This is a genomic window from Nostoc sp. FACHB-280 (genome assembly GCF_014697615.1).
GTDB lineage: Bacteria > Cyanobacteriota > Cyanobacteriia > Cyanobacteriales > Nostocaceae > Nostoc_B.
Genome location: NZ_JACJSD010000067.1, coordinates 23,884 through 30,153 on the forward strand (window position 1 = coordinate 23,884; position 6,270 = coordinate 30,153).

At 39.7% G+C, this 6,270-nt stretch carries 7 protein-coding genes; 2 read left to right on the plus strand and 5 right to left on the minus strand.

Translation table 11 applies throughout. From position 1 onward, the window contains the following. The first annotated feature begins 37 nt into the window (after nt 1-37). Together H6G75_RS30025 and H6G75_RS30030 are read left to right on the plus strand one after the other, a co-directional pair. Entirely contained in the window at nt 38-442 is a 405-nt protein-coding gene (locus H6G75_RS30025) for a hypothetical protein (protein ID WP_190983557.1), read from the plus strand. A gap of 227 nt (nt 443-669) precedes the next feature. After that, nucleotides 670-1,629: an ROK family protein gene (locus H6G75_RS30030; RefSeq protein WP_190983558.1), complete on the plus strand. Its 960-nt coding sequence runs from the start codon at nt 670-672 to the stop codon at nt 1,627-1,629. A 109-nt stretch (nt 1,630-1,738) separates the two neighbouring features. On the opposite strand, the gene H6G75_RS30035 is transcribed toward H6G75_RS30030, so the two are convergent. The 5 genes from H6G75_RS30035 to H6G75_RS33685 form a co-directional block, all read right to left on the minus strand. Continuing rightward, on the minus strand, nt 1,739-2,032 hold the full coding sequence (locus H6G75_RS30035; RefSeq protein ID WP_190983559.1) for a hypothetical protein: 294 nt from the start codon (nt 2,030-2,032) through the stop codon (nt 1,739-1,741). Nucleotides 2,033-2,367: 335 nt separating this feature from the next. Next, nucleotides 2,368-4,713, minus strand: a complete 2,346-nt coding sequence (locus tag H6G75_RS30040) for a ComEC/Rec2 family competence protein (protein ID WP_190983560.1) — start codon at nt 4,711-4,713, stop codon at nt 2,368-2,370. Between the two features lie 193 nt (nt 4,714-4,906). Then, nucleotides 4,907-5,371, minus strand: a complete 465-nt coding sequence (locus H6G75_RS30045) for a DUF4079 domain-containing protein (RefSeq protein ID WP_190983561.1) — start codon at nt 5,369-5,371, stop codon at nt 4,907-4,909. 333 nt (nt 5,372-5,704) lie between these two features. After that, nucleotides 5,705-5,929 carry a hypothetical protein gene (locus H6G75_RS30050; RefSeq protein ID WP_190983562.1) on the minus strand — a complete coding sequence of 75 codons (225 nt, stop codon included), beginning with the start codon at nt 5,927-5,929 and terminating at the stop codon, nt 5,705-5,707. 26 nt (nt 5,930-5,955) lie between these two features. Continuing rightward, nucleotides 5,956-6,087 (minus strand): hypothetical protein, encoded by a 132-nt coding sequence (locus H6G75_RS33685; protein ID WP_277884120.1) that lies wholly within the window; start codon nt 6,085-6,087, stop codon nt 5,956-5,958. Nucleotides 6,088-6,270: the final 183 nt, after the last annotated feature.

The window sequence follows — 6,270 nt, forward strand, 5'->3', positions numbered from 1 at the left end:
TAGACAAGAAATACTTTTTGGTAGCGAGACTTCTGCTATGAATAAATATTGTCGTGACCAAGCTAGAGATGAACTTTGGTTAATGATGGGAGCGGGAGCAGCAGCTGGAATTGCTGGTGGAACTTTTATGATTGGTGTAGTTACTTTTCAAGCTGGTTTAGCTGGTGTACAGGCGGCTGTTGTGAGTAGAATTGCTCAAGTTTATGGTGTGAATTTAATTCCTGCTAGTGGCGCTGGCGCAACAGCCGCTGCAATCATCGCAATGGGTGGTGGACAATTTTTATTTGAAATGGGCGGTATGATTGCAGGGTGGGTTCCTGGTATTGGACAAGTTGTGCAACCTGTAATTGGGGCGACTGCTGTTAAGGTATTTGGTGAAGTTGCTATTACTTATTTTGAGAATATATACCCTAACAAAATCTACAGCCAAAAAACCTTGTAGACTGTGTGCTTGATTGTCATTTTGCATTGCTAGTACAGCTTGGAGTAAATAAACAGATTACACTTCGGCTACTTCGGCTGCGCTCAGTACAAGTACGCTCAGTGACCATAAGGAATTGCTAAAAGGCTTGTGGTATCACTATTCTTTCTTTTTCCTTTTGACTTCTTACTTTTGCCTTGCTGTACTAGTAAGCTGAATAAGCGATCGCATTTAGCTTATTCAAACAAATGACATTAATTCTAGCTCTTGATTTTGGTGGTACTAAGTTAGCCGCAGCCGTAACTCAACTTGGTTCGCGTCAATGGTTGCGTTATGAACGTCATCTCTCACCCACAGGCGCTAATGCTACCACTGATTTAGAAATTATGCGATCGCTCATCCATAATTTACTCCAAGGTGAAACTCCCGCAGCTATTGGTGTTAGTTTTGGCGGCCCTGTAGACTTTACTACAGGAACAGTCAGACTTTCGCATCATGTTCCTGGCTGGGAAAATCTACCTCTCAAACACTTGCTAGAGAATGAATTTGGTGTACCTGCAAGTGTAGATAATGATGCCAATGTCGCCGCTTTGGGTGAATGTCGCTTTGGTGCTGGTCAAGAATACGATAGCTTGTTTTATATCACCATCAGCACTGGTGTTGGCGGTGGTTGGATACTGAATGGTAAACCTTGGCGTGGTAATGCAGGTATGGCTGGTGAAATTGGACATATAGTAGTTGATCCTGCGGGGCCAAGATGTTTATGTGGTAAACGAGGATGTGTAGAAAGACTAGCATCAGGCCCTTATATGGCTCAAGATGCCAAAGAATATTTATTAAAACCAGTAAATAACTTGCAAGGTAAACAATTACGTAGCTTAGTCAATGACGATTTAAACTTAATCACTGGCAAAATTATCAGTGACGCTGCGGCGCAAGGTGATGAGTTAGCAATTAATATTTTGCAAGGTGGCTCTTGGGCTTTGGGTGTGGGTATTGGGAATGTGGCGAATTTGATTAACCCACAGAGGTTTATTTTAGGCGGTAGTGTGACCAAAGCGGGAGAAATTTGGTGGAATACTGTACAGAAAACAGCCCGTGAAACCGCCTTACCAGAAATAGATTTTGAAATTCTTCCGGCGGCTTTAGGTGATGATGCACCACTGTGGGGTGCAGTGGCTTTAGCAGAATTAGAAGTCAGGAGTTAGAAATCAGGAGTCAGAATTTAGAATTGAATTTTTTGGTTTACCTATGAGCGCAAGGAAAAGCTTGTAAATCAAGATTTTGGCAATATGTTAATTGATTTTTGATTTTTATTTAATTTCTAAATAATTTTCTCAATATCTGCCCAGGATAAGCTAATACAGAAATAACATCACAAAACTGGGGAAAAAACACTGGCTCAATTTCCACATCTGCCATAATTCTTTCCAGTTCACAATCACTCAGTGGTTCTTCCCATAATCCATGCTCTACAAGATTATTAGCATGAAAAATTATGCGATCGCGCAAAAAATTTAACTGCTCATTCCGTGGTGCTGCGGGTACACGAATAGTCAAAGGAAAGTTGCCAAAGAAAACCACTACTTTCCCTAAGCGGTGCTTTTGCATATACTTAATATTTTTTCAACTAGTTTAGGACGTATTTTGAACCGACACTATTTCTCTTATAACTTTGTTGCATTTTTTCAACATCATCATAAATACTGCAAAATTGAAATAGTTTAGACACCCAACTTTTGTAGAAATTGGGTGTCTAGAGGTTGATGAAAAATATTAAAACTTACGCATAAAAACGAAAAATCAAGGGTTAAGGAGAGGGTGTACTTTGATTTACCTCAACTTCCCTCGGTACAAGTCACTCAGTAACCAGGATATATTTACACCTTGCACCCTACAGATCCTCAACCCAGTCTCCACAGAAAATATTTGTGCATAATTCCTGTCTATAAAACAGATGATTTATTTTCTGTTTCTTGAATAAATGATTCAAACTGATTATTTGGTGTCCATTGAATTGCGCCATCACGTCCGGTTAAAAATACTTGGGTTGTGTTTTTGCTGAGTTCATTCAGAATTTTTGGCTCAAGGTTAGTAGAGGTAGCAATAGCTACTTTTGGCTGAAACAATTTAATTAAATCTTTCAAAGCTTCCGGCGTAGACCATAATACTTGGGGAGTTGGTAAATTGCCAGCTTTAGCTAATCTTTCTAGTTCTTGAGGTTCTACATCACCTACTAATAACCAAGTTTGATTTTGAACTTGTAAATATAAAACAGGTAATTTCTCTTTGATTAGTTGGGCAACTGTTAAACCTGTAACTACTTGTTGTCCTGGAACAACAGTTTGATAAATACCTTGATGCTTTTGAATTTCTTGTTGAATTTCTTGGTTTGTGAGGTTAGTCTCTGGCTTGAGAGCATATTTGTAGAAATTTTTGATGGGGATAGTTTGTACTACTTCTAACCAAGCATTATTATCGTTATTATCAAAATCACTAGCGATCGCCCATTCAATTTTATTCACACCTTGCTGTTGCAAAAATGGTACAATTGTGTAACGTCCTGTACCTTCATCACCACTGTTAATTAATGTGACATTACCTTTGTCTTGAATGACAACAACTGGTTCTGAACCAGCTTCTAACACAGTAATCCGAAATAATGTGTTTGCCGAATGCCAAGCTGGAACGATTACTAAACCAAATATCATTAACCCAGCAAACCACCAGCGTTTTTGCCACCATTTAACTAAGCAAACTAAAAGAACTAAAGCATAAACGCCTAACATTTGCCAAGTTGAAATACTCCCCACTACTAATGAGTTTCCGGGCAAGTTACTAAAAAACTCTACTAACTGAATTAGCCAATCGCTAGGATATTGTAATACTCCAGCTAAAATACTACCGAGATGAGATGATGCTAATGCTGCGATCGCACTAATAATTCCACCAATACTAATCACGGAAATAAATGGCGTAGTAATCATATTCAGCAACAAACTATAAGCCGGAACTACACCAAACACCGCAAGTTGTACAGGTAAAGTCCAAATTGTTGCCGCTAAAGGTACAGCAATTAAAGATGCGATCGCAGGTGGTAGCCAATTCAGTTTTTCTGTGATTGCAGGAACAGTAACAATTAATCCTAATGTGGCTAAAAAACTCAGTTGAAAACCTAAATCCCAAATCCACGCAGGATTAAATAATAATAGTAATGTTGCCGCTAATAAAAGGGAACCAAATTGTTTGACTTTTCTATCTAATAACAACCCAACTAACGCCGCACTACCCATAATTACGGCTCGCATTACCGCAGGTTGAAATCCTGATAAGCTGAGAAAAATAATTAAACCTAAAAAACCGAGTGTAAATTGAATTGCTTTATTTGTGCGTTTTGTTAGCTGTAAGATTACGCCCAAAATTAACGAAGTTTGAAAACCAGATGCAGCTAAAGCATGAGCCATTCCAGCTTTGACAAATAAATCCCGAATATCATAAGGTAAATCAACGGCTTTACTACCTAAAACCATTGCACTTACAAGTGGCCCTGCGGGAATGCCTAAACTCCGCACTAATGATTTCAGAATTTGCTCCCGAACTTGCCACCATCCCCATGTATCCTCATCATTGACAATATTGATTTGCCTTCCAATCAAACCAGCAAATGAGCCTTCTTGTTTGAGATATTTTTGAAAGTCAAATGCACCAGGGTTAGAAGCGGCTTTTGGTTTATATAAAATCCCTGTGACAGCAATTTCTTGCCCAGGATGTAAGCCAGTTGCTTGCAGCAGTGGTAAAGTCACATACAGTTTACCTGTAACACCTTTGGGTACGCTGGCTGGGCCATTGCCATTTTTAATTTCATCTAACTGAGTCGCTGCTAACCAAAATTGTCCCCGTTGACTGCGAGTTAACCGGGGGCTAGTTTCTACTTCACCGCGCACAATAAATAATTGTTCTTGATTTGCCACATTATCGGCGGGGACAAATTGACTAATATCTTTGATACTGGGTTGTGGCGATCGCAATTGAAAATAAAAGGTTGCTAACAATCCTACCAAACCAGCAACTAACCAAGCTCGTGGATGAGGGAATGATTGCCAAATATCGGGTGTGGCTTTACTCTTGCTGACAATGCTTTCTTTGGGTTGGGGCGGTGTGCTGCGCTTTCGCAAAAAAACTGCCCCCACTATCGCCAAAATTAAAACCCATACCCCACCCCAAGGAACAGCTGTAAACAACAACCCAAAAATATAACCAAGGCAAATAATCACACCACTCGTCTGAAGCATAAGACAATTCAAACTCTCAACTGGCAGCACTCAAAATTGATGCTGTTGGTGAAGTATAGTTTATTAGATTCATACAAACAAAGCCCGCATTTGCGGGCTTCGTGTATCTAAACAAATAAAATTGACGCAGCAATGTGAAAAATCAAGGTATAGAGTCTAAGGATTTTGCATACCTACACCCATTCTCAACCGATTAAATTAACCCCAACACACCGTGAATAAGCAACAGCCCCAAAATTCCGCTACCTAAATAAGCATGAGTAGTACGTAAAGCAGGTTTATCACCACCAAAGCCACCTAACGTCAATAAACTATTAATTAATAAAAGTATTAGTACAAGCGAACCTGTCCAAAAATGGGGACTTTCAAAAATTGGGTGACGCTGCATCACTAAAGATAAAACCCCACCAGGATAACCAGCCGCTAAAAATAAAAACATCCAAGGCGCTAGAAGACGATGACTCATCCGGCTGTTAAAAGACACATCTTTATCCTGTGCCAGTCTCCCTCGCCAGCCAGTCCAGGCAACATAGCTACCCATCACTACCACAACAATTCCCATCATCACAGGATGCCCCCATTCCACAATCGGCTGGGGTATTCCCAAAGAACGGAACCAAGCTGCAAGAGGCTCTAGAGCTTCGCTGACGTTAATCATAAAATATTCAACATTTTTTAAGGATTACAGTAACTTTTTTATCACACTTTTAAGTAATGTAAAAAATAATTAATATTTTTGAAGCGTAAGAGCGATCGCACTTCATCTAAACTTCCGTTGCGCTTGAAACCTTTGATAAGCCTGATTTATGACTTGCATCGATGCTTGAGCATTTGCAGAATTGTTCACATCAGGATGATATTGTCTAGCGAATCATCATCTTTCTAATTTTTCTCAGTATGCTTAGGGAAATAGGAAATAGTGAAAGCCCTTCAGTGAAGTTACAGAAGGGCTTTTGATGATAGCCTGTTAGCCTCTAATTATCGTTAAAAATTAATCGAAAAAGACTTTCTTAACTCCATAAGCTGCTAGTCCAGCCGTAGCTACAATACCTACTACTGGTAGAGCCACAGTAGTTGTTGTTGTAAATCCTATGACACCCAATATTCCAGGAGCAGTAGAAGTCACTGTAGCAACTGTAACTGAGCCTAAACTAGCTGCTGCTGATGAAGCTGCAATGATAGCACCCATAGCTTTCGAGTCATTAGAGTTGAGCATTTGTTAATTTCCTGATTTATTATTGATTAATCAAATAATTTCTTTACGCCATAAGCCGCTAGTCCAACTACTGTACCAGCAGCTATAACTGGTGCTGCTCCAATTGCAATACCACCAAATGCTCCGGCTAATCCCATATTTCCAACTACGGCAGCCAAACCTGCTCCTGCGACTGCACCACCAGCAGCAAATCCCGAAGCTTCTTTAATATCTTGGCTCTCCCAGAGTAGCTATGCTAGAATAGCATGAATAAAATCAGTATAATTCAATAGAATTAGCAGTAATTGGTGGCAAAAGCCCAAGTAGGGAAAGAGTTATACAAGCAATTGGCAATATAAACA